Annotated in this window: 25 protein-coding genes; 16 read left to right on the top strand and 9 right to left on the bottom strand. The window is 55.6% G+C overall.

Annotated elements, in window-relative coordinates; all coding sequences use genetic code 11:
• Nucleotides 1–100 precede the first annotated feature (100 nt).
• Nucleotides 101–856, top strand: coding sequence for a metalloprotease LoiP (loiP, locus tag EGO56_RS03735; protein ID WP_013358963.1), 756 nt, complete (start codon nt 101–103; stop codon nt 854–856).
• A 59-nt stretch (nt 857–915) separates the two neighbouring features.
• Here the strand turns inward: loiP and EGO56_RS03730 are convergent, their stop codons facing one another.
• The 3 genes from EGO56_RS03730 to speA form a co-directional block, all read right to left on the bottom strand.
• Nucleotides 916–1,326: a YidB family protein gene (locus tag EGO56_RS03730; protein WP_033733689.1), complete on the bottom strand. Its 411-nt coding sequence runs from the start codon at nt 1,324–1,326 to the stop codon at nt 916–918.
• 193 nt (nt 1,327–1,519) lie between these two features.
• Complete coding sequence (gene speB, locus EGO56_RS03725) at nt 1,520–2,440, bottom strand: agmatinase (RefSeq protein WP_010248847.1); 921 nt, start codon at nt 2,438–2,440, stop codon at nt 1,520–1,522.
• Nucleotides 2,441–2,610: 170 nt separating this feature from the next.
• Complete coding sequence (speA, locus tag EGO56_RS03720) at nt 2,611–4,587, bottom strand: biosynthetic arginine decarboxylase (protein ID WP_071242808.1); 1,977 nt, start codon at nt 4,585–4,587, stop codon at nt 2,611–2,613.
• A gap of 283 nt (nt 4,588–4,870) precedes the next feature.
• On the opposite strand from speA, the gene EGO56_RS03715 reads away from it, so the two are divergent.
• The 3 genes from EGO56_RS03715 (at nt 4,871) to EGO56_RS03705 (ending at nt 8,512) form a co-directional block, all read left to right on the top strand.
• Nucleotides 4,871–5,173: a hypothetical protein gene (locus tag EGO56_RS03715; RefSeq protein ID WP_135907727.1), complete on the top strand. Its 303-nt coding sequence runs from the start codon at nt 4,871–4,873 to the stop codon at nt 5,171–5,173.
• 257 nt (nt 5,174–5,430) lie between these two features.
• The gene (gene metK, locus EGO56_RS03710; RefSeq protein WP_010248851.1) at nt 5,431–6,582 is read left to right on the top strand and encodes a methionine adenosyltransferase; all 1,152 of its coding nucleotides are present in this window, start codon (nt 5,431–5,433) and stop codon (nt 6,580–6,582) included.
• A 532-nt stretch (nt 6,583–7,114) separates the two neighbouring features.
• Nucleotides 7,115–8,512, top strand: a complete 1,398-nt coding sequence (locus tag EGO56_RS03705; protein WP_013358968.1) for a sugar porter family MFS transporter — start codon at nt 7,115–7,117, stop codon at nt 8,510–8,512.
• 79 nt (nt 8,513–8,591) lie between these two features.
• On the opposite strand, the gene EGO56_RS03700 is transcribed toward EGO56_RS03705, so the two are convergent.
• Nucleotides 8,592–9,824, bottom strand: coding sequence for an O-antigen ligase family protein (locus tag EGO56_RS03700; RefSeq protein ID WP_135907726.1), 1,233 nt, complete (start codon nt 9,822–9,824; stop codon nt 8,592–8,594).
• A 25-nt stretch (nt 9,825–9,849) separates the two neighbouring features.
• Complete coding sequence (locus tag EGO56_RS03695; RefSeq protein ID WP_135907725.1) at nt 9,850–10,995, bottom strand: glycosyltransferase; 1,146 nt, start codon at nt 10,993–10,995, stop codon at nt 9,850–9,852.
• Between the two features lie 209 nt (nt 10,996–11,204).
• On the opposite strand from EGO56_RS03695, the gene EGO56_RS03690 reads away from it, so the two are divergent.
• From EGO56_RS03690 to ruvX, 6 genes are all read left to right on the top strand, one after another.
• Nucleotides 11,205–11,717, top strand: a complete 513-nt coding sequence (locus EGO56_RS03690) for a SprT family zinc-dependent metalloprotease (RefSeq protein ID WP_135910518.1) — start codon at nt 11,205–11,207, stop codon at nt 11,715–11,717.
• A 76-nt stretch (nt 11,718–11,793) separates the two neighbouring features.
• Nucleotides 11,794–12,498: a deoxyribonuclease I gene (gene endA / locus EGO56_RS03685; protein WP_135907724.1), complete on the top strand. Its 705-nt coding sequence runs from the start codon at nt 11,794–11,796 to the stop codon at nt 12,496–12,498.
• 69 nt (nt 12,499–12,567) lie between these two features.
• The gene (rsmE, locus tag EGO56_RS03680) at nt 12,568–13,299 is read left to right on the top strand and encodes a 16S rRNA (uracil(1498)-N(3))-methyltransferase (RefSeq protein WP_135907723.1); all 732 of its coding nucleotides are present in this window, start codon (nt 12,568–12,570) and stop codon (nt 13,297–13,299) included.
• A 106-nt stretch (nt 13,300–13,405) separates the two neighbouring features.
• A complete protein-coding gene (gene gshB, locus EGO56_RS03675) occupies nt 13,406–14,350 on the top strand; it encodes a glutathione synthase (protein WP_135907722.1) in 945 nt (314 codons plus the stop codon).
• Between the two features lie 87 nt (nt 14,351–14,437).
• On the top strand, nt 14,438–15,001 hold the full coding sequence (locus tag EGO56_RS03670) for a YqgE/AlgH family protein (protein WP_013358975.1): 564 nt from the start codon (nt 14,438–14,440) through the stop codon (nt 14,999–15,001).
• Nucleotides 15,001–15,420 carry a Holliday junction resolvase RuvX gene (gene ruvX / locus EGO56_RS03665; RefSeq protein ID WP_013358976.1) on the top strand — a complete coding sequence of 140 codons (420 nt, stop codon included), beginning with the start codon at nt 15,001–15,003 and terminating at the stop codon, nt 15,418–15,420. Before EGO56_RS03670 ends, ruvX begins: the two co-directional genes overlap by 1 nt.
• 5 nt (nt 15,421–15,425) lie before the next feature.
• Here the strand turns inward: ruvX and EGO56_RS03660 are convergent, their stop codons facing one another.
• On the bottom strand, nt 15,426–16,421 hold the full coding sequence (locus EGO56_RS03660) for a type IV pilus twitching motility protein PilT (protein WP_135907721.1): 996 nt from the start codon (nt 16,419–16,421) through the stop codon (nt 15,426–15,428).
• A 14-nt stretch (nt 16,422–16,435) separates the two neighbouring features.
• On the opposite strand from EGO56_RS03660, the gene EGO56_RS03655 reads away from it, so the two are divergent.
• Genes EGO56_RS03655 through hemW form a run of 4 tightly spaced genes read left to right on the top strand, consistent with a single transcriptional unit; the run spans nt 16,436 to nt 19,457 of the window.
• The gene (locus EGO56_RS03655) at nt 16,436–17,143 is read left to right on the top strand and encodes a YggS family pyridoxal phosphate-dependent enzyme (protein ID WP_135907720.1); all 708 of its coding nucleotides are present in this window, start codon (nt 16,436–16,438) and stop codon (nt 17,141–17,143) included.
• Between the two features lie 12 nt (nt 17,144–17,155).
• The gene (locus tag EGO56_RS03650) at nt 17,156–17,710 is read left to right on the top strand and encodes a YggT family protein (RefSeq protein WP_013358979.1); all 555 of its coding nucleotides are present in this window, start codon (nt 17,156–17,158) and stop codon (nt 17,708–17,710) included.
• 21 nt (nt 17,711–17,731) lie between these two features.
• A complete protein-coding gene (locus EGO56_RS03645) occupies nt 17,732–18,325 on the top strand; it encodes an XTP/dITP diphosphatase (RefSeq protein WP_135907719.1) in 594 nt (197 codons plus the stop codon).
• Complete coding sequence (hemW, locus tag EGO56_RS03640; protein WP_135907718.1) at nt 18,318–19,457, top strand: radical SAM family heme chaperone HemW; 1,140 nt, start codon at nt 18,318–18,320, stop codon at nt 19,455–19,457. The genes EGO56_RS03645 and hemW overlap by 8 nt, the downstream gene beginning before the upstream one ends.
• Before the next feature lie 35 nt (nt 19,458–19,492).
• On the opposite strand, the gene EGO56_RS03635 is transcribed toward hemW, so the two are convergent.
• The 3 genes from EGO56_RS03635 to trmB all read right to left on the bottom strand — a co-directional run bounded on the left by EGO56_RS03635 (nt 19,493) and on the right by trmB (nt 21,320).
• Nucleotides 19,493–20,209, bottom strand: a complete 717-nt coding sequence (locus tag EGO56_RS03635) for a YggN family protein (RefSeq protein ID WP_013358982.1) — start codon at nt 20,207–20,209, stop codon at nt 19,493–19,495.
• Nucleotides 20,210–20,274: 65 nt separating this feature from the next.
• Nucleotides 20,275–20,601 carry a YggL family protein gene (locus EGO56_RS03630; protein ID WP_135907717.1) on the bottom strand — a complete coding sequence of 109 codons (327 nt, stop codon included), beginning with the start codon at nt 20,599–20,601 and terminating at the stop codon, nt 20,275–20,277.
• Complete coding sequence (gene trmB, locus EGO56_RS03625; protein WP_010248887.1) at nt 20,601–21,320, bottom strand: tRNA (guanosine(46)-N7)-methyltransferase TrmB; 720 nt, start codon at nt 21,318–21,320, stop codon at nt 20,601–20,603. Before trmB ends, EGO56_RS03630 begins: the two co-directional genes overlap by 1 nt.
• A gap of 154 nt (nt 21,321–21,474) precedes the next feature.
• Here trmB and mutY point away from each other — a divergent pair, with 154 nt between their 5' ends.
• Both mutY and EGO56_RS03615 read left to right on the top strand, forming a co-directional pair.
• A complete protein-coding gene (gene mutY, locus EGO56_RS03620; protein WP_033784019.1) occupies nt 21,475–22,560 on the top strand; it encodes an A/G-specific adenine glycosylase in 1,086 nt (361 codons plus the stop codon).
• Nucleotides 22,560–22,832, top strand: a complete 273-nt coding sequence (locus EGO56_RS03615) for an oxidative damage protection protein (protein ID WP_003853409.1) — start codon at nt 22,560–22,562, stop codon at nt 22,830–22,832. The genes mutY and EGO56_RS03615 overlap by 1 nt, the downstream gene beginning before the upstream one ends.
• Nucleotides 22,833–22,837 lie beyond the last annotated feature (5 nt).

The raw sequence follows: 22,837 nt of genomic DNA, 5'->3' as shown, positions 1-22,837 counted from the left end.
CTAGCAAAGTGCAGACTGGCACGCTATAACCAAATCGTTTATTCACCTGACAGAGTTTCAGGTGTTTGTTTTTCTTACCTTGTTATGAATGGGATAGAGCATGAAAATCCAGAAAACGGTGTTAGCGCTTGGGCTGGCAACGCTGCTCAGCGGCTGTCAGGGTTTAGACAATAATGGACTGATGCAGTCGGGCGCGCAGGCGTTTCAGGCGTACACCCTGAGCGACGATCAGGTTAAGCAGCTGAGCGATAAATCCTGTGAGCAGATGGACAAAGATAATCAGGTTGCGCCTGCGAACAGTGAGTATCAGCAGCGCCTGAACAAGATCGCCGCCGCGCTGGGCGACAACATCAACGGCGTTCCGGCTAACTACAAGGTTTATCAGACCAAAGATGTCAACGCCTGGGCGATGGCGAACGGCTGTATCCGCGTTTACAGCGGCCTGATGGATATGATGACCGACAATGAAGTGGAAGGCGTCCTGGGCCATGAGATGGGTCACGTGGCGTTGGGTCATACGCGCAAGGCTATGCAGCTGGCGTATGCCACCACCGCAGCCCGCACGGCAGCAGCCTCGGTGGGCGGCGTGATCGGTTCGCTGTCGCAGTCACAGCTGGGTGAAATGGGTGAAAAACTGGTCAATGCGCAGTTCTCCCAGACGCAGGAATCGCAGGCGGATGACTACTCCTACGATTTGATGAAGAAGCGCAACATCAATCCGGAAGGCCTGGTGACCAGCTTCGAGAAACTGGCGAAGCTGGAACAGGGCCGTCAGAGCTCAATGTTTGACTCGCACCCGGCTTCTGAAGCGCGCGCCGAGCATATCCGTGAGCGCATTGCTGCTGACGCGAAGTAACGCATAACCAGGCGCATGCACCGTGCATGCGCCTATAGAGTCAGGTCAGTATCCGTGGCCTAACGTTTGAATATCTGATCCACCATCGAACCTAAATCGAGTTTGTTCTCGTGCAGCGATGCTTCATCCATATGCCCCTGCGGTGACATCTTATCGATCAGCTGCGGCAGGATAACTGCCAGCGTGCCCGCTGCGCCTTTCACGTCGGTTCCCAGCTTATCCGCCAGTGACTGCAGTTCCGCCTCACCAAACGCCGAGTGGATGTCGCTATGTTCTACCGGCTGATTCGTCCCGGTGCCGATCCACGAACCAAACACCTCACCCAGCCCGCCCTGCTGGAATTTTTGCAGCAGCACTTCGATGCCGCCCTGCTCCTGTACCCAGTGCCAGACCGCCTGCAGCTGTCCAGGCAGATGCCCGTCGCTTTGGTTGCCCTGCAGCGCTCCCGCCAGTTCATCCAGAAAGCCCATAATTGCCTCCACGTTGAGAATTGATATCAGTCAGTTTAGTTGCTGATGCGAGGTTACGCCTGAGGCGCGTGCGGTGTCACAAGGGGAGAAAAGTCCGGAGGGGAAAAAGCTGATGAAAATAGTTACTGGCACTGCGCCGCTTCAGGTGGCGGCGCAAAGCCTGCCGGGTTGACCCGGCAGGCTCAGGACGGGATTAGCCTTTGTTCACGGCCTGAACATGCAGCATATCCAGTGCCAGCGTCGCCGCCGCCAGTGCTGTCAGATCGGCGTGATCGTAACCCGGTGCCACTTCTACCAGGTCCATGCCGACAATGTTCATGCCCTGCAGGCCACGGATCAGCTTGGTCGCTTTGTCGGTGGTCAGGCCGCCAATGACCGGGGTGCCGGTGCCAGGCGCATGGGCCGGATCCAGACAGTCGATGTCGAAAGTCAGGTAAACCGGCAGATCGCCGACGGTGCGTTTCACTTCGGCGAGGATATCGTCAACGCTGCGGTCGTTGACCTGCGCCGCATCCAGCACGTTGAAGCCCAGGCTCTTATCGAACTCGGTACGGATACCGATCTGCACGGAGTGCTGTGGATCGATCAGACCCTCTTTCGGCGCGGTAAAGAACATGGTGCCGTGGTCAAAGGTCGGGCCGTTGGAGTAGGTATCGGTATGCGCATCAAAGTGCACCAGCGCCATCTTGCCGAAATGTTTCGCATGGGCGCGCAGCAGAGGCAGCGTAACGTAGTGGTCACCGCCAAAAGTCATCATGCGCTTGCCATTCGCCAGCAGTTTTTCCGCATGGGCCTGTAACTTGTCAGAGAGATCCTGCGAATCGCCGAAGGCGTAAACCAGATCGCCACAGTCGACGACGTTCAGGCGCTGACGCAGGTCGAAATCCCACGGCCAGCGGCAGCCTTCCCAGGCCAGATTAGTTGAGATCTGACGGATTGCGCCCGGCCCCAGGCGGCTGCCCGGACGACCGGAAGTGGCGGCATCAAACGGCACGCCGGTGATAACCCACTCGGCGTCGCTGTCGTAAGGCTGGAAATTCAGCGGAAAACGCATGAAGCCAAAGGCGTTAGAAACCAGGGAGTTGTCGTACTGATTGCCAAGCGTGTTATACATAATTGCTCTCTCTATGTGCGTAAGTCGGGCGAGGCCCGCATGCCATTAAGGTTGAGATGAAAAAAATCCCCTCCGCGTCGTTAGGCCCGACGAGGAAGGGATTGAGTGGTTCAGATTATCGACATAGTTAACGGCAACTGCAATATGCGATTGCGGGCTGCCAGGGCCGATTACTCATCTTCTAAATAGGTGTATCCGTAAAGGCCGCTCTCAAACTCTTCCAGGAACTGCGCGCGCAGCTCGTCGTCGAGATCGGACGCCTGTACCTGATTGCGGAACAGCGCCATCAGCTCGTTAGGATCAAGCTGCACATAACGCAGCATGTCTGCCACGGTGTCACCTTCATCCGAAAGCTGCACTTCGACTTCGCCATTTTCGCGTGCATAGACATCCACCGCTTCGGTGTCACCGAACAGGTTGTGCATGTTGCCCAGGATTTCCTGATACGCCCCGACCATAAAGAAGCCTAACATCGGCGGGTTATCAACGTCATATTGCGGCATCGGCATAGTAGTCGCGATACCGTCGCCATCGACGTAGTGATCGATGGTGCCATCAGAGTCACAGGTGATGTCGAGCAGCACGGCACGACGCTCCGGCTTCTTGTTCAGCCCTTCCAGCGGCAGAACCGGGAACAGCTGATCGATACCCCACGCATCCGGCATGGACTGGAACAGCGAGAAGTTTACGTAGATCTTATCCGCCATCCGCTCCTGCAGTTCGTCGATGATCGGACGGTGCGCACGGTTGCTGGGATCCAGATGCTGCTGAATGTAGTGGCAGATGCTCAGATAGAGTTGCTCAGCCCATGAACGCTGTTTGAGATCGTAGGTACCGGACGCGTAGCCGGTGTGGATATCAGACAGATCCATCTGGCTGTCATGCAGCCATTCACGCAGCGAACGACGGGTGTCCGGTTCGTGCATCTCCTGCCAGGTTTCCCACATGCTGAGGATGGGGCGCGGCGCATCCGCATCCGGCGTTTCGGGTTCACTGAACTCGTTACGCTCCACACCGATGATGTTGGAGACCAGCACCGTGTGGTGCGCGGTCACGGCACGACCCGACTCGGTAATCACCGTCGGATGGTCCAGACCGTGCTCATCACAGGCCGCACCAATCGCCCAGATTACATTGTTGGCGTACTCATTCAGGCCATAGTTGACCGAGCAGTCAGACTGCGAGCGTGTGCCTTCGTAATCGACGCCCAGACCGCCGCCGACGTCAAAACATTTGATGTTAACGCCCAGCTTAGCCAGTTCGACGTAGAAGCGCGCCGACTCACGCACGCCGGTAGCGATGTCGCGGATATTCGACATCTGCGAACCCAGATGGAAGTGCAGCAGCTGCAGGCTGTCGATGCGACCCGCTTCGCGCATGATCTCAACCAGCTTCAGCACCTGCGTCGCGGACAGACCAAACTTCGACTTTTCGCCACCGCTCGACTGCCATTTACCGGAGCCCTGTGAAGCCAGACGCGCACGGATACCGAGACGCGGCACCACATTCAGACGTTCTGCTTCTTCCAGCACCAGCCGGACTTCTGTCATCTTCTCCAGCACCAGATAGACCTTATGACCCATCTTCTCGCCGATCAGCGCCAGACGAATATATTCACGGTCTTTATAGCCGTTACAGACGATCACTGAACGGGTCTGTCCGGCGTGCGCCAGCACCGCCATCAGCTCGGCTTTGGAACCCGCTTCCAGTCCCAGCGGCTCGCCAGAGTGAATCAGCGATTCGATGACACGTTTGTGCTGGTTCACTTTGATCGGGTAAACCAGGAAGTAGTCGCCTTTGTAACCGTAAGATTCACGCGCACGCTTAAAGGCGGCGTTAATAGAACGCAGGCGATGCTGCAGGATCTGCGGGAAGCAGAACAAGGCGGGCAGACGCTGGCCCTGTGCTTCGCGCTCTTTCACCAGACGGGCTAAGTCGACGCGCACATCCGGCCGGTCCGGATCGGGGCAGACACTGATGTGGCCCAGTTCGTTAACGTCGTAATAGTTGTTGCCCCACCAGGCGATGTTGTACGTACGCAACATTTTGCTCGCATCCTGATCGTTCATTGCAACCTCCTGCATGGAGCGGAGTGTACCCTGTTCGCCAGCTGACGAACCTTTGATATTCTTCATGTCGTCAGACATCGCGAACCTCAATTTTCCGTTGAAAGATAGAACTGTTAACCGGCTTTATGGCCGCTAATCTGAAAACCTGTTGCCACATTAAATGCACTGTCCTGTTCACCTGACATTGCCGTCAGCGCGATTCACGCATGAGAGTTAAGTGTAAAACACCCTGGCCATCTCCGTTGAAACAGAGAACATTTAACCGATCACTATTGACCATGGATAATCTGCGTCGTTCCGCTGCGCGGGCGCAGAGAAGAGACAAAACCGATCGAGCAGAGATAAAGATTAGCCGGCGCCTGTGTCGGTAAAATTACCGCATCGCCCAGAGTGTCGGCAGAAAAGAGAAACAGATGGGAAGCAGGAGAGAGCCAGCGCCACGCCGCAGCGCAGAGAACCGGAAAAAGAAAAAGCGTGGTTCATTACTTTTATCACCTCCGCATATGCCAGGGGCACATGGAAAACAACCTGGGTGAAAGCCAGATCAGAGTCCGACAGGCGCGACGCAGAGAGTGGCGTCATTCTTGCTGCTGCTCTCGAAGCAGCGGCGTTTTATACCGTTTACGGCCCTAAAATGCAAAAAGATTATCCGGGAATTGCGTGAAGTGTCAGCAAATTATGTCGATAACGATAACAGGTTAAATGCTGAAACAGAAAAAGGGCTGGTAATTGGTTTCCCCTCTATCCTAAAATAGCCGTCCAGATGGTTTTCCATCTAAACAGGTTACTATCCAGGCGGTGTTGGCCCGCTGTGCTGACACAACCTCACTGCTCGCGGCTTTGCCTGAAGGGGCGTCAGGTCAGACAACCTCACTGGCGCTATGCAGTCGTACTCAAACCATATTTAAGGTAAAGAACAGAATGGCTAAACACCTTTTTACGTCCGAGTCCGTATCAGAAGGACATCCCGATAAAATCGCCGACCAGATCTCCGATGCTGTGCTGGATGCGATCCTTGAACAGGATCCGAAAGCGCGCGTGGCCTGCGAAACTTACGTTAAAACCGGTATGGTGCTGGTTGGCGGTGAAATCACCACCAGCGCCTGGGTCGATATCGAAGAGATCACCCGCAAGACCGTACGTGAAATCGGCTATGTTCATTCCGATATGGGCTTTGATGCCAACTCCTGTGCGGTATTAAGCGCGATTGGTAAACAGTCTCAGGATATCAACCAGGGCGTTGACCGCACCGATCCGCTGGAACAGGGCGCGGGCGATCAGGGCCTGATGTTCGGTTATGCCACCAACGAAACAGACGTGCTGATGCCTGCGCCGGTGACCTATGCGCACCGTCTGGTTCAGCGTCAGGCTGAAGTGCGTAAAAACGGCACCCTGCCGTGGCTGCGTCCGGATGCCAAGAGCCAGGTCACTTTCCAGTATGACGATGGCAAAATCGTCGGCATCGATGCCGTCGTGCTCTCTACTCAGCACGCGGAATCCATCAGCCAGAAAGATCTGCAGGAAGCGGTGATGGAAGAGATCATCAAGCCGGTTCTGCCAGCAGAATGGCTGAGCGCCTCAACCAAATATCACATCAACCCAACCGGTCGCTTTGTGATCGGCGGCCCGATGGGCGATTGCGGTCTGACCGGTCGTAAAATCATCGTGGATACCTACGGCGGCATGGCGCGTCACGGTGGCGGTGCGTTCTCGGGTAAAGATCCGTCAAAAGTTGACCGCTCTGCAGCCTATGCAGCGCGTTATGTGGCGAAAAACATCGTGGCGGCCGGTCTGGCTGACCGTTGTGAAATCCAGGTCTCCTACGCAATCGGCGTGGCTGAACCGACCTCCATCATGGTGGAAACCTTCGGCACTGAGAAAATCTCTACCGAACAGCTGACGCTGCTGGTTCGCGAGTTCTTCGACCTGCGTCCATACGGTCTGATTCAGATGCTGGATCTGCTGCACCCAATCTATAAAGAGACCGCCGCTTATGGTCACTTTGGTCGCGAACATTTCCCATGGGAAAAAACCGACAAAGCGGCCCTGCTTCGTGAAGCCGCTGGCCTGTAAGGTCAGCTGCTGCTGATGAAAACCCTGCCCCTGCGGCGGGGTTTTTTATCGCCTTTTCAGCCCCATTGCTGACCAGAGACTGCTTTCTCACACATGCAGCTTAACGCTATATCCGCGCAGTTACTGGTGACCGTCAGACATCAGAAAAACCAATATGCCCGGCATCTCTTTCACTCTGCAGCAAATTTTCCATTCTCAGCTACACTTCCTTTCGCTTTTTCTGACGACAAAATGTTAACGATTACAAATTGAAATGCTTTGTTTTTCCGATATTTAGGAATTAACGTACGTAGTTATTATGCTGAAAATGCGTTATTTTCAGCGTCGTCTGATAGCCACTAAATAGAGCATTGTCAGAAACTTAATGAGTGCTATACCTCACTGGTTAATTAATCTTTCCGGGAAAAATATGCTGAATTTCAGGGTTTCAGCGTGTGTAAACGATTACACTGATGTGATCAGACTCACTTTTTTCCCGCAAAAGGTTTTTTAACATTGATAAAAACAATGATGGATAAACCTGGAGGCTCCAATGCCTGGCAATACACACAAAAGCAGAACTTCAAATAAGGCGATGACCTTATTTGTCTGCTTTCTGGCGGCCCTTGCGGGACTGCTGTTCGGTCTGGATATCGGCGTTATCGCCGGTGCCCTGCCGTTTATCGCAAAGGACTTTAACGTTACTCCCCACCAGCAGGAGTGGATCGTCAGTTCCATGATGTTTGGTGCGGCGGTCGGTGCTATCGGCAGTGGCTGGATGTCATCCCGCCTGGGCCGTAAAAAAAGCCTGATGGCCGGTGCGATTCTGTTCGTTATCGGTTCACTCTGGTCAGCGATGTCGCCAAACCCGGAAATGCTGATCAGCGCCCGCGTTCTGCTGGGCCTGGCTGTCGGTATTGCCTCTTATACCGCCCCGCTTTATCTTTCTGAGATCGCTCCGGAAAAAATTCGCGGCAGTATGATTTCGCTTTACCAGCTGATGATCACCATCGGTATTCTGGGTGCTTACCTTACCGATACCGCCTTCAGCTTTACCGGCAACTGGCGCTGGATGCTGGGTATCATCACCATTCCGGCCCTGCTGTTGCTGATCGGTGTTTTCTTCCTGCCAAACAGCCCACGCTGGCTGGCGGCGCGAGGCAACTTCCGCGATGCGCAACGCGTACTGGATCGTCTGCGTGACACCAGTGAGCAGGCAAAACGTGAGCTGGAAGAGATTCGTGAAAGCCTGAAGGTCAAGCAGTCTGGCTGGGGTCTGTTCACCAGCAGCAGCCACTTCCGTCGTGCGGTCTATCTGGGCATCCTGTTGCAGGTCATGCAGCAGTTTACCGGTATGAACGTCATCATGTACTACGCACCAAAAATCTTTGAAATCGCGGGCTTCACCAACACCACCCAGCAGATGTGGGGCACGGTGATTGTGGGTCTGGTCAACGTACTGGCGACCTTCATTGCTATTGGTCTGGTGGATCGCTGGGGCCGTAAACCTACCCTGATTCTGGGCTTTATGGTGATGGCAGCTGGTATGGGCGTGCTGGGTACGATGCTGCACTTCGGCATTCACTCCGCGGGCGCACAGTACTTCGCGGTCGGTATGCTGCTGATGTTTATCGTTGGTTTTGCGATGTCAGCCGGTCCGTTGATCTGGGTGCTCTGTTCCGAAATTCAGCCGCTGAAAGGCCGCGATTTCGGTATCACGGTTTCCACGACCACCAACTGGATCGCTAACATGATCGTGGGTGCGACCTTCCTGACGATGCTGAATACGCTGGGCAACGCAAACACCTTCTGGGTCTACGCACTGCTTAACCTGTTCTTCATTCTGCTGACCGTGATGCTGATTCCTGAGACCAAAAATGTCTCGCTGGAACACATCGAACGTAACCTGATGGCAGGTAAGAAACTGCGCGACATCGGTTCACGTGACTAATATTACCCGATAAAAAATGCGGTAAAAAACGGCGGGGTTTCTCTGGAAACCCCGCCGTTTTTATTTGTTCAATGCATGATTAAAGCGAGTTAGCCCGCCCTGCCGGCAATGGCTGCCGTATGCAGCAGAGCGCCAGCGCCATAATGAAAATAGTGGCTGTCTGATTATACGGCAGTACTGAATCGGTCAGTCCGCAGATAAACAGTGCCAGCATTGGCAGCGCCACGCCGCGCAGATCGCACTTCTTAAGCCAGCCGCCAGGCACAGCCAGATAGAGCAGCGCCAGCGACAGCATTCCCAGCCAGCCCTGCAATGAGGTCACTTCGAGGAACTCGTTGTGCATGTTGTATTTGACGTTGGTATAGCCTTCACCATTAAGCGGATAGTGCGCCATGATGAACTCCCGCGCCTCCGTGGTGCGTGCATCCGGCGTGGCAAAACCGCCATGATGCTCAATAAAGTTAACTGCCCCGCCCCAGATAGCCACGCGCGCGCCCAGCGAGGTCGAGCTGTTTGACCCGTAGTTTTCAATGTCCTGCATCCCTTCTACCCAGCGGTTACTGGTCATCAGGATCAGCACCGCCAGCACGCCCACCAGTAATGCGCTGATTCGCCAGTTGGTCAGCAGCGACAGCCGGTAGGTCTGCAACAGGAACAGCAGCCCCACGGCAATCAGCGCAATCAGCGTTACGCGGGTGCCGCACAGGTAGAGCAAGGCAAAGGTCACAGCCAGCACAGCGATATCGGCAATCTTCCAGTATGCGTGCGTCTCGTAACGGCTCAGCCATAGCCAGGTGCAGTAGATAAACAGAATCATGTAGGAGGACATCGAGGCCGCTTCGGTGGTGAGCTTGATGCGGATATTCTCGGTATAAAGATGCTCATGAATACCAAAGCCCAGCGTAATCAGCAGACCGACCAGAATTAACACTTTTCCAATACGCAGCGTGGTTGCAGAGACCCGGTTGCCATAAATCGCCAGACTGAGCAGCACAAAGGCTCCCAGCAACAGCCGTTTCGCCCCCAGCAGATAGTTGCCGATATTGGTGATGGCATCGTTTGAGGGCGCGGTCTCAATCCCCTTTGTGTGTATCGCCCAGAACAGACGGATCAGAGCAAAGAGAATTAGCACAGCAAACAGGGCGACATAAAAACCGTTCTCTTTAAACGCCACTCGCCTGCGCACCAGGCCATACAACACGGATGCGACGGAGAGATAAGAGACCAGATAAAATATTTTTTGCGGCAGGCCGGAAACAAACATATTCAGTGACAGCGCCAGACAGAGCGCAATAACTGAAGCATTAATCATTAACGTTAATCCATTACGACTGCTTTTATTCGTCATGCTTAACCTCAGTCAGACGGTTAAACGCACTCATCAGGTGCTTCATATAATTTTCCTCATAAAAACCGGTGATGCTCGCTTTAATAACCTGATGATCGGGAAAGTGGAAATCCCGGCTCATGGCGTTGAGAATAGCGGCCAGCGCCATGCTGTCATTAGTAGGGTAGAGCTGACCATTGAGACCGTTCTGAATAATCTCTGACGGACCGCTGATGCAGTCGGATGAGACGCAGTAAACACCCCGTGACATCGCCTCCAGCAGGATCAGCGGAAAGCCTTCAAAGTTCGAGGTCATGATCAGACAGGTGACCTGTCTGATATGGCGGATGACATACTCCCAGGCGTTCTCCTGCCAGCCATGCCAGGTAATACGATCCTGAATGCCGAGTTGCGTCACGTAGTGCTGACACTGCGTCAGGTCTTCTCCGTCACCCACAATCTCCAGCGTCCACGGTGCATCCAGATGCTTTAACGCATCAAACAGATCTTTAAGCTGTTTCTGCCGCTGAAAATGGACGCGACCGATATAGAGAAACTTCAGCCCCTGCGGCCTGCCGATAACCACGTCATTACGCCGGATCGGGTTATAGATAACGTCAACGTCAGTAGCGGGTGCGCCCAGCTCCACCAGTTGCTCTTTGATCTGCTTACTGATGGCAAAATGGTGATCGGCCCGCAGCAGATAGTGGGGACGGTAGCGCTCCCGCGGTGGCAGGTGCATCCAACTCGACAACACGATTTTGCGCCCTGAGAGCGTAATGGCCCGGCGCGTCATCAGACAGGGAATGGTATTGAGGGTCAGAACATGGTCGGGCTGATAGCGACGAAAGAAGGCGGCCATTCTCAGCGTGTGAATAAGATTTTTTATTTTCTTATTCCGCAGCGTGCAGACGCTCTCTGATAAAACGGCGTTGGCGGTCCAGGCACGTGAGTGGCTCTCCTCTCCGCTGTTGATAATAAACAGCCCCGCTTCCGTTCCGGGTTCCGCATTCAGGGCGGTAATCAGCTGGCAGGTCACATTCTCCATACCGCCGCGGCCAGCCATGAGATCGGTAACCAGCACAATACGCTGTTTCCTGATGTTATTATTTTTCATTGCGTTGTCCGTACACTGTGCCTTCCGCTTCTGATCCATTCACTCTGCAGTGAACATTATCAACAGGATATTCTAAAAAAGACCGTAACAATATTTAATCCAGAATTTTAACTAATCGCAGGGGCACGCCGGGCCACACGCCCGCTGTGGATCGTATGGATCGAAACTGGCGGATGAGTATAGTCGCTGCGCTGTCGTTTTCGTGGGTAACATTGAGTTCCTGGGCGACGGCGATTATTCTGAGCGCCATGAAAACACCTCGTCTCCCCATTGCCCTGCAGCAGGCCGTGATGCGCTCACTGCGCCAGTCGCTTGAGCGTGCAAATCAGGCCCTGAAAACCCATTACCCGGAACCGAAGCTGCTCTACCAGCAACGCGGTACGGCGGCGGGCACCGCCTGGCTGGCATCCTGGGAGATCCGCATCAATCCGGTGCTGCTGCTGGAAAACCAGCAGGCATTTATCGATGAAGTGGTGCCGCACGAGCTGGCGCATCTGCTGGTGTGGAAACAGTTTGGCCGCGTCGCACCGCACGGCAAAGAGTGGAAGTGGATGATGGAGCAGGTGCTGGGGGTGCCGGCACGCCGTACCCATCAGTTTGAGATCGCCTCCGTGCGCAGTAATACCTTTGCATACCGCTGTCAGTGTCAGCAGCATCAGCTGACGGTTCGCCGCCACAATCGTGTTCTGCGCAAAGAAAGTGAATATCGCTGCGTGCACTGCGGCAGCCTGCTGGTCGCAGGCGAGTTTGTCGCTTCCTGAGAACAATCCCCATTCCGCCCTATTCCACATTCTGTTAACCTGCCGCCCTTTTTCGTACCAGGAAGAAATCCGGAATATGTCTCGCATACTAAGTCTGGCGGTTGCGCTGCTGTTTGCACCTGCCGCTGACGCCCTTAATCTGAATAACTATCATCAAAATAACTTCCAGCAGGCCAAAACCTTTGCGGCGGCGATTAACGCCGATGCACCGGGTTCGTTCTACTGTGGCTGTAAGATTCAGTGGCAGGGCAAAAAGGGCATTCCCGATCTCAACAGCTGTGGCTATCAGGTGCGCAAGAACGCCAATCGCGCCGGGCGCATTGAGTGGGAACATGTGATGCCGGCCTGGGAGTTTGGTCATCAGCGCCAGTGCTGGCAGGACGGTGGCCGCAAAAACTGCAGCAAGGACCCCGACTATCGCCGCATCGAAACTGACCTGCATAACCTTCAGCCCGCAGTGGGTGAAGTGAATGGCGACCGTGGTAACTTCGCCTACAGTCAATGGAACGGCAGCGAGAAGCAGTACGGCCAGTGTGAGATGAAGATCGACTTTAAACTCAAACAGGCGGAGCCGCCTGCGCGGGCGCGTGGTGCCATTGCCCGTACTTATTTCTACATGCGCGACCAGTATCATCTGCGCATTTCGCGCCAGCAGACGCAGCTGTTTACCGCCTGGAATAAGCTCTATCCCGTCACCCAGTGGGAGTGCGAACGCGACCAGCGCATTGCAAAGGTTCAGGGCAATCACAATCCTTATGTGCAGCAGGCTTGCCAGCGCTAAAATCCCTGCCCTACACTAGCTCTTTTCCCATGACGCCGCCGCAGCGCGGCGTCCGGTTTCAGGAACCTTATGCGCATACCTCGCATCTATCACGCCGAAGCCTTAGAGATCGGCAGTGAAATTACCCTGGATGAAGATGCATCCAATCATGTGGGCCGGGTACTCCGGATGACGGCAGGCCAGCGTCTGGAACTCTTTGATGGCACTAATCTGACTTTTGCAGCAGAGATCACGCATGTTGATAAAAAGCGTGTAAAAGTATCGGCCACAGAGAGCCAGCCGGACGATCGCGAGTCACCTTTGCATCTGCATTTAGGTCAGGTGATGTCGCGCGGTGAAAAAATGGAATTCACTATCCAGAAATCGATCGAACTGGGCGTGAATGTCATTACACCCTTGTTTTCCGAGCGCTGTGGCGTAAAGCTTGATGCTGAACGTCTGGCGAAGAAGATCCAGCAGTGGCAGAAAATTGCTATTGCCGCCTGCGAGCAGTGTGGCCGTAATCGCGTGCCGGAGATTCGTGAAGCGATGACGCTGGAAGCCTGGTGTGCTGAGGCTGACAGCGGTCTGAAGCTCAACCTGCATCCGCGCGCCAGCCACAGCATCAACACGCTGCCACAGCCTGTTGAGCGGGTACGACTGCTGATTGGCCCTGAAGGCGGTTTGTCTGCGGACGAGATTGCGATGACGGCGCAGCACGATTTTACTGACATTCTGCTTGGCCCACGGGTATTGCGTACCGAAACCACCGCGCTGACGGCCATTACGGCACTTCAGGTGAGGTTTGGCGACCTGGGTTAAGCGATACTTTCAGCGGAAAGAGCACAGGCATGATGTCCTGACCGATCGGCCCACTGCAGACCGAACCAGACGAGGCGGTAAATACCGCCTCACCGAGGAGATAATAATGATTAAACTTGGCATCGTGATGGACCCTATTTCGTCCATCAATATTAAAAAAGACTCCAGCTTCGCTATGCTGCTGGAAGCACAGCGCCGTGGTTACGAAATTCACTACATGGAGATGCACGATCTCTCTATGCGCGGTGGCGTGGCCTCTGCCCGCACCCGCCTGCTGACCGTCGAGCAGAACCCTGAAAACTGGTATCAGTTCGGCAGCGAGCAGGTGATCCCGCTGGCTGACCTGAACGTGGTGCTGATGCGCAAAGATCCGCCATTCGACACCGAGTTCATCTATGCGACCTACATTCTGGAGCGCGCAGAAGAGCTGGGTACGCTAATCGTGAACAAACCGCAGAGCCTGCGTGACTGTAACGAAAAGCTCTATACCGCCTGGTTTGCCGAGTTCACGCCTGACACCCTGGTGACCCGCAGCAAAGCGCAGCTGCGTGACTTCTGGCAGGAGCATGGCGACATCATCATGAAGCCGCTGGATGGCATGGGTGGCGCGTCTATCTTCCGCGTGAAGAAAGACGATCCTAACTTTGGTGTGATTACCGAAACCCTGACCGAGCATGAGAGCCGTTTCTGCATGGCGCAGAACTACATTGCGGCGATCAAAGAGGGTGACAAACGCGTGCTGGTTGTGGATGGCGAACCGGTGCCTTACTGCCTGGCACGTATCCCGCAGGGCGGTGAAACGCGTGGCAACCTCGCCGCTGGTGGTCGTGGTGAAGCGCGTCCGCTGAGCGAAAGCGACTGGGAAATTGCGCGCCGTGTTGGCCCGACACTGAAAGCAAAAGGACTGATTTTTGTCGGTCTCGACATCATCGGTGATAAACTGACTGAAGTTAACGTGACCAGCCCAACCTGCATTCGTGAAATTGAGGCTGCGTTCCCGATCTCCATCACCGGCATGTTGATGGATGCCATTGAGAAGCGCCTGGGCTGAGCAAGAAGCCGGGGCGTGGCTCCGTGATCAACCCAATACCGGTGCGGTCGTCGCGTGCCGGTTATTTTTTTGGTACATCGTGTGAGAATGAATTTACAACATCACTTTTTGATTGCCATGCCTTCATTGCAGGATCCTTTCTTCAAGCGTTCCGTGGTCTATCTCTGCGAACATAACGAAGAGGGCGCAATGGGACTGATCATCAATAAACCCATGGAAAACCTGACGGTTGAAGGCATTCTGAAGAAGCTGAAAATCTCTGCTGACGATCGCGACCCGGCCATCAGGCTGGATAAACCGGTGTTTACCGGCGGCCCGCTGGCAGAGGATCGTGGCTTTATCCTGCACTCAGCACAGCGAACGTTTACCTCCAGCATCCGTGTCTCAGATAACACCATTATCACCACATCCCGTGACGTGCTGGAGTCGATCGGCACCGCGTCTCAGCCCACCAATGTGCTGGTCGCGCTGGGCTATTGCGCCTGGGAAAAAGATCAGCTGGAAAATGAGCTGATGGAAAATGCCTGGCTGACCACGCCAGCTAACAGCAATATCCTGTTCCAGACGCCGATTTCAGAGCGCTGGCGCGAAGCGGCGCGCAGTATTGGCGTCGATATTCATAACATGGCCAGCGACGCGGGACACGCCTGATGTCAACTCAGACTCTGTTAGGTTTCGACTTCGGCACCAAAAGTATTGGTGTCGCTGTAGGTCAGGAACTCACGGGCAGCGCCCGTCCGCTGACCGCGATTAAAGCGCAGGATGGCATCCCGGACTGGCAGGTGATTGAAAAGCTGCTGAAAGAGTGGCAGCCCGATTTCGTAGTCGTCGGCCTGCCGCTGAATATGGATGGCACCGAGCAGCCGCTGACCGATCGCGCGCGTAAATTTGCCAACCGCCTGCATGGTCGCTTTGGCATCCGGGTAGAGCTGCAGGATGAACGACTCAGCACGGTAGAAGCACGTGCTGGCCTGTTTGAGCGCGGCGGCTATCGTGCGCTCAACAAAGGGTCGGTCGATTCACAGTCCGCTGCCATCATTTTGCAGGACTGGTTCGAAAACCACTACTGATCTGCTTACTCAATCAGACCGGCGGCCTGACGCGCCAGCCGGCTCTGCTCAAACGTCTGCATACCGGCCTGCGCGCCGGTCTGCAGCAGCGCAGGGATCTGGTGCATCTTGCCCTCCCGGATCAGATTCGTGATGCCCGGTGTGGCGAACAGAACTTCAAACAGTCCGATGCGCGATCCGGCAATTGAAGGCACCAGCCGCTGCGCAATCACTGCTTTCAGGCTGCCCGCCAGCTGCGTACGCACCAGCTGTTTCTCCTCCGCCGGAAAGACATCCACCAGCCGGTCCACCGCCTGCGCCGCGCCGCGGGTGTGCAGCGTCGCCAGTACCAGATGACCAGTCTCCGCCGCCGTCAGCGCCTGACGGATGGTGTCGCTGTCGCGTAGTTCGCCCAGCAGGATGACGTCGGGATCTTCACGCAGCGCCGCCTTTATCCCCAGCGAGAACGAATCGCAGTGCAGGCCAATTTCGCGCTGCTGAATCAGCGACTGCTGGCTGTGATGGATAAATTCAATCGGGTCTTCCAGCGTAATGATGTGGCGCGCCTGCTGGCGGTTCAGCGCATCGACCAGCGCCGCCAGCGTGGTCGATTTACCGCTGCCGGTCGCACCGGTCACCAGAATCAGGCCATCCTGCTGCTCCAGCAGTGTCGGCACAATGGCGGGCAGTTGCAGGCTCTCCAGCGTCGGGCACGCGGTGGCAATGATACGCAGCGCCAGTGACAGGCCGTTGCGCTGCATAAACAGATTTGCACGCAGACGCTGGCCGCAGGTCAGGCTCAGGGCGAAATCGAGCTGCCCTGCACGCTCCAGCTGCTGACGCTGCGGGTCACTGAGCCAGCGGGTCATAAACTCTGCCATCCAGGCGGCAGAAAGTCTGGCCTGCTGCGGAATCACCTCCAGCCTTCCCTGCCGCCGCCAGTAGGGCAAATGTCCGCTGCAAAGGTGCAGATCGGCGGCATTATGCTTTACACTAAGCTCCACCATTTCATCCAGATTCATAATTTCTCCTGACTATGACTTCAATCCAGCAGAACCTACAGCAAGTGCGACAGCGAATCGCCGCCGCTGCCGCGCGTTGCGGCCGCGCTCCGGAAGAAATTACCCTGCTTGCAGTCAGTAAAACCAAACCTGCGAGCGCGGTCGAAGAAGCCTTTGCCGCTGGCCAGATTGCCTTCGGTGAAAATTACGTCCAGGAAGGGGTTGAAAAGGTTCAGGCACTGGCCGCACATCCTGAACTGGCGTGGCACTTCATCGGTCCGTTGCAGTCCAACAAAAGCCGTCTGGTGGCAGAGCATTTCGCCTGGTGTCACACCATTGACCGCCAGCGCATTGCGCAGCGGCTCAACGATCAGCGGCCCGCCTCGCTGCCACCGCTGAATGTGTTAATTCAGGTAAATATCAGTGACGAGAACAGCAAATCTGGCATCATGCTGGAGGCCGTTTCCGGGCTGGCGGAGCAGATCGCTGCACTGCCGCAACTGCGGCTGCGGGGATTGATGGCGATTCCGGCAGCGGAGAGTGATTACCAGCGGCAGCTGGCGGTGTGTCAGCAGATGGCGGAAGCCTTCCGGCAGTTGCAACAGCACTATTCTGGTATAGATACGCTTTCGCTGGGAATGAGCGATGACATGGAGGCGGCAATCGCCGCAGGCAGTACGATGGTGCGTATCGGCACCGCCATTTTTGGCGCACGAGATTATGCGCACAACTCACAACAATAACAGAGGAACTTCATGTTAACACTGACGTTTTTGGTAAAAACGCTGATCGATCTCTACGTCATGGTGCTGCTGTTACGCATCTGGATGCAGTGGTCCCGCTGCGATTTTTACAATCCAGTGGCGCAGTTTGTCGTAAAAGTGACACAGCCGATTGTTAAGCCACTGCGCCGCATACTGCCGGCTCTGGGGCCGATTGATACCGCCTCGCTGCTGCTGGCCTTTGTGCTGACCACGCTGAAATACCCGATTCTGCTGCTGATTCAGGTGGGCGTGTTCTCGGTTGATCCGACGAATCTGCTGGTCGGTCTGCTGTCGCTGGTGAAATCCGCCGGCTATCTGGTCTTCTGGGTCATCATCGTTCGCTCTCTGATGAGCTGGATCAGCCAGGGCCGTGGCCCGGTCGATTATCTGCTGGTGCAGTTGACCGAGCCGATGATGGCACCTATTCGCCGTATTCTGCCTGCGATGGGCGGCATCGATTTCTCAGCGATGATCGTCATCCTGGTGCTGTATGCCCTGAACTTTCTCGGCATGGACCTGTTCCCGGGTCTCTGGTATCTGCTGTAAATGAATCAAACTGGAACTGTTATGCAAAAAGTTGTGCTCGCAACCGGCAATCCCGGCAAAGTGCGTGAACTGGCGGAGTTACTCTCCGCCTTTGGTCTGGATATCGTCGCGCAGACGAACCTTGGGGTTGAATCAGCTGAAGAGACCGGCCTGACCTTTATTGAGAACGCGATTCTCAAAGCGCGTCACGCGGCACAGATCACCGGATTACCGGCCATCGCCGATGACTCCGGTCTGGCCGTGGATGCGCTGGGCGGCGCGCCTGGCATCTACTCGGCGCGCTACGCCGGTGAAGAGGCCAGCGATCAGCAGAACCTGGAGAAGCTGCTGCAGGCGCTGGAAAACGTGCCTGACGGTCAGCGCCAGGCGCAGTTCCACTGCGTGCTGGTCTATCTGCGTCATGCGGAAGACCCGACGCCGCTGGTGTTCCACGGCAGCTGGCAGGGTGAGATCGCTCGCTCCGCCTCTGGCGCCGGTGGCTTTGGTTACGACCCGATTTTCTATGTCCCGGCGCTGGGTAAAACCGCGGCCGGGCTGAGCAAAGCGGAAAAAGGTGCAGTTTCTCACCGGGGTAAAGCATTGACGCTGTTGCTGGAAGCGATGCGTAATGCCTAATCTGCCGCCGTTAAGTCTCTACATCCACATTCCGTGGTGCGTACAGAAGTGTCCCTACTGCGATTTTAACTCCCACGCGCTGAAAGATGAGGTGCCGCACGTTGAATACGTGCAGCACCTGCTGCGCGATCTGGAGATCGACCTGCCGCTGATCAATGGCCGGGAAGTGCGCACGATTTTCATTGGCGGCGGCACGCCCAGCCTGCTGAGCAGCAGTGCGATGCAGATGCTGATGGATGGCGTGCGGGCGCGTCTGACGCTCGCCCCTGATGCGGAAGTGACCATGGAAGCCAATCCTGGCACCGTGGAAGCTGACCGGTTCAGCGCTTATCAGCGTGCTGGTATCAACCGTATTTCGATTGGTGTACAGAGTTTCAGTCCGCAAAAGTTGCAGCGTCTGGGCCGTATTCATGGTCCGGAAGAGGCCGTCCGCGCCGCCGAACTGGCAGAGTCGCTGTCGCTGCGCAGCTTTAACCTCGACCTGATGCATGGCCTGCCCGATCAGTCGCTGGAAGAGGCGCTCGACGATTTACGTCAGGCGATTGCGCTGAATCCTCCGCATCTCTCCTGGTATCAGCTCACCATCGAACCCAACACCCTGTTTGGCTCACGCCCGCCGGTGCTGCCGGATGATGATGCATTGTGGGATATTTTCGAGCAGGGCGATCGGCTGCTGCAGGCGGCCGGTTATCAGCAGTATGAGACCTCCGCCTACGCGAAGCCGGGATATCACTGTGAACACAACCTCAACTACTGGCGCTTTGGCGACTATCTGGGGATTGGCTGTGGCGCACACGGCAAGCTGACGCAACCGGATGGCCGCATTGTCCGCACAGTGAAAACCCGTCATCCGCGTGGCTTCATGCAGGGTAACTACCGCGAAAAGCAGTATGAGGTTGCCGATAGCGACAAGCCGTTTGAATATTTCATGAACCGCTTTCGCCTGCTGGAGGCCGCGCCGCGCGACGAATTCAGCCGCTACACCGGTTTGTCAGAAGAGGTGATCCGTCCACAGATGGATGCCGCGATTGCCGCCGGTTACGTGACGGAAACCGCTCAGCAGTGGCAGATTACGGAAAAAGGGAAGCTGTTCCTGAATTCGCTGCTTGAGCTGTTTTTAGCGGAAGAGTAAAAAAGCGCCTCAGCCCGTCAGGCTGAGGCGTTAACTTATTTTTTCAGTGCGCCGGTAAGCTGTTTACGCTGATCTTCCAGCGAAATAACGCGATTACACACTTCATGTCCGAAGTTCTGGAAATCCTGCTCCTGCTTACTCCACTCAGCCTGAATCGACTGTTGCAGACCGCCCAGATTGCCCATAATCGCCTGCAGCGGATTACTGCCGCCACTGCCCTGCTTACTGCCCATCTCATTCAGACTGTCCTGCATCACGCCGCCCAGCGTTGACTGCACCAGCCTTTCGCCTTCTGCGCGCACCTGATCGATCGCCTGATGGTGGAACGTCAGACCGTCTTCACGGTGTTCAATGATGCGGTTCATCTGCTGTTTCAGCTGGCCATTCAGCGTGGTCAGGCGATTACGCACGTTGCTGTCGGTGCCCAGTTTTTCAACGATGACCCGATCCAGTGCCGCACGTCCTTTCTCCAGACGAGATGTCGCTCCGCTGTCGATCCAAGGCAGATCGCGACGCAGCGCGTTCTGATAGTCGATAGCTTTCTGACGTTCAGCGATATCCAGCGAAACTTTCTGGCCATTGAACTGCACGTCGCCCTGCGGCGAGATTTCCATATTGCCGTTAGCACCGACCACCTGCACGCTCTGCGGTTTAATCACCACATCGTCCTGCGGCTTAACGCTGCATTCGTAGGCTGCCTGAGCCTGAGTTGCTGCCACCAGCAGCACAGCAAGAAGCGCTTTACGCATCATATCTACTCCCTAAGATCGGGTCTGAAACCCTCCGATCGGGCCGCAGCCCGACACTGTGTGACGACTTAGTCCCACCAGACGTCAAAGAGTTCCGTCATCTGCACATCCTGCAGCTTGCAGTCTTCCAGCCATTTGCGGACCAGCGCACGATGCTCATCGGTGCATTTGCCGGTTTTCTGCAGGCAAACCAGACCTTCCCACACCAGGTAGCCGCTGCCATCAAAGGCCAGGCCGTTAGGATCGATCGCTTCATTGATAAACTGGTTCAGCGTCTCATCAATTTCGCTTTCGCTGGTGCCTTCCGGGAAGCGCCAGGCAACGGAGAAGCCCAGTTCCTGAAACTCGTCGATGTGCAGTTTTTTACGTAAACGGCGGCTGCGTTGTGTGGCCATTATTTCACCCTCTCAAACATTAAATCCCATACGCCATGGCCTAAACGCTGCCCGCGCTGCTCAAACTTGGTCAGTGGACGCGTCTCAGGACGCGGCACGTAATTCTGTTGTTCTGACTGGTTGCGATAGCCATCGATGCTGTTCATCACTTCCAGCATATGCTCCGCGTAGGCTTCCCAGTCGGTCGCCATGTGGAAAACGCCGCCCAGCTTCAGTTTACGCATCACCAGTTCGGCGAACGGCACCTGGACGATACGGCGTTTATTGTGACGTGCTTTATGCCACGGGTCGGGGAAGAAGAGCTGAACCATGCGCAGCGAGTTATCCGGAATCATTTTCTCCAGCACTTCCACGGCGTCGTGGCACATGACCCGCAGGTTCTGCACATCGGCTTCTTTGGCGGCGGCCAGACAGGCACCCACGCCCGGCGCATGCACTTCAATACCCAGGAAGTTCTGATGTGGCGTGTTCTGCGCCATGGTCACCAGCGATGCGCCCATGCCAAAGCCAATCTCCAGCGTCACCGGAGCTTCGCGGCCAAACAGCGCGGGCAGATCGACAGGCTCAGGCTGATATTCCACCCCCATGACCGGCCACAGGGTATCCAGCGCCTGCTGCTGGCCTTTTGTTAAGCGACCCTGGCGGCGCACAAAGCTGCGGATCCGGCGCAATGGCCGCCCGTTCTCATCAAATTCTGGGGTGATGACGTCATTAATCATGTAAAAGCCTGCTGGTTAGCCTGTTCCGGGAAACGGGCATTATGCAAAGTTCATAAGCAGAAGCAAGCCTTTGCAATCTTCCGGTTTACACCCAGGTGCGCATGTGCTGGAATTCCTGCCTGAGTGTAGAGTAAACACGGAAAATTTCCTTCTTATGATGCAAGCGCCGCAGTTCGCGCAACAGGTGCTGGACTGGTATCAGCGCTTTGGTCGCAAAACCCTGCCGTGGCAGCTGGAGAAAACGCCTTATAAGGTGTGGCTCTCCGAAGTGATGCTACAGCAAACCCAGGTTGCCACGGTTATTCCCTATTTTGAACGCTTCATGGCGCGCTTCCCCACGGTCACCGATCTCGCTGCGGCGCCGCTGGATGAGGTGCTGCATCTCTGGACCGGCCTCGGCTATTACGCCCGTGCGCGTAATCTGCATAAAGCGGCAAAGCAGATTGTCGAGGTTCACCGGGGCGAATTCCCGCGTAATTTCGATGATGTTTCTGCCCTGCCCGGCGTTGGCCGCTCAACGGCAGGTGCGATCCTGTCGCTGTCTTTGGGTCAGCATTTCCCGATTCTGGATGGCAACGTCAAGCGCGTGCTGGCCCGCTGCTATGCCGTCAGCGGCTGGCCGGGTAAAAAAGAGGTCGAGAAACGGCTGTGGCAGATCAGCGAAGAGGTCACACCCGCCGAGGGCGTCAGCCAGTTTAATCAGGCGATGATGGATCTGGGTGCGATTGTCTGTACCCGCTCTAAGCCGAAGTGTGAAATCTGTCCGCTGAACAGCGGCTGTGAGGCGTACGCCAGCAGCAGCTGGGCAAGCTATCCCGGCAAAAAGCCTAAGCAAGTGCTGCCGGAGCGCAGCGGCTGGTTCCTGATGATGCAGGATGGCGATGATGTCTGGCTGGAGCAGCGCCCGCCTGTGGGATTGTGGGGCGGTCTGTTCTGCTTCCCGCAGTTCACCACCGAAGCGGCGCTGAATGACTGGCTGGCGGCGCGTGGCATCCATGCAAAACCGCAGCAGCTTACCGCGTTTCGTCACACCTTCAGTCATTTCCATCTCGATATCGTGCCAATGTGGCTGTCGTGGCCTTCTGCCGGGGCGGCGATGGATGAAGCAGGCGGTCTCTGGTATAACTTAGCGCTGCCACCATCTGTGGGATTAGCTGCACCCGTTGAGCGCCTGTTACACGAGCTGCGCCATCCCCGACAACTGGCTTTGGACAGTTGTGAGATTAATGAGGAAGAGTAATGAGCCGCACCATTTTTTGTACTTTTTTACAGCGCGACGCGGAAGGTCAGGATTTTCAGCTCTATCCGGGCGACCTGGGTAAGCGCATTTACAACGACATCTCCAAAGAAGCCTGGCAGAAGTGGATGGCGAAACAGACCATGTTGATCAACGAGAAGAAGCTCAACATGATGAATCCCGAAGATCGTAAGGTGCTGGAGAAGGAGATGATCAATTTCCTGTTCGAAGGCAAAGACGTTCATATCGAAGGCTATACACCGCCAGAAGCGTAAACATT

Origin of the sequence: Pantoea vagans, assembly GCF_004792415.1 — a bacterium.
GTDB lineage: Bacteria > Pseudomonadota > Gammaproteobacteria > Enterobacterales > Enterobacteriaceae > Pantoea > Pantoea vagans.
The sequence above is the reverse complement of the archived record's forward strand: the minus strand, read 5'-3'. Positions and strand labels throughout refer to the sequence as shown.